This window comes from Syntrophomonas sp. UBA5494, from assembly GCF_002426325.1.
The window spans coordinates 268-744 of the sequence record NZ_DIPG01000035.1; the positions used below are offsets into that span (position 1 = coordinate 268).

1 protein-coding gene is annotated in these 477 nt (G+C 56.0%); it reads left to right on the forward strand.

Annotated features, from left to right (window positions below):
* A partial coding sequence (locus B3W37_RS03565; RefSeq protein WP_483174806.1) for a DALR domain-containing protein occupies window positions 1-477 on the forward strand: 477 nt, incomplete at both ends.

The window sequence follows — 477 nt, forward strand, 5'->3', positions numbered from 1 at the left end:
CTACTTCATCGAAGCCATGGATGACGATTTCAACACCGCCAAGGCACTGGGGCATCTCTTCGAGATGTCGCACTCTATCAATAGCTGCGTGGCCGGGGCGGATAAAAACGATCCCGCCCATCAAGCCGCGGTACGGCAGGCCCATCAGCTTCTCTTTGAATTGGGAGACGTTTTGGGAATCTTTATCACCCCTCAAAACCAGGGCGGTGCAGTGGTAGAAGAGGTCCTGCAGGTGCTGGCCGGGCTGCGCAGCCAGGCCAGAGCCGAGAAGGATTATCAACTGGCTGATCAAATCCGTGATTTCTTTGCGCAGATAGAGGTCAGGGTGGAAGACACCCCGGACGGCAGCCGCTTCCGTTTCGAACAACCGCCCCGGCTCAAAACCCTGGTAGAGCAGCTGATCGCTTTGCGCGCTGCCTTTAAGCAGAATAAGGCCTTTGACAAAGCCGACTTAATTCGCAACAGGCTCCAGGAAGC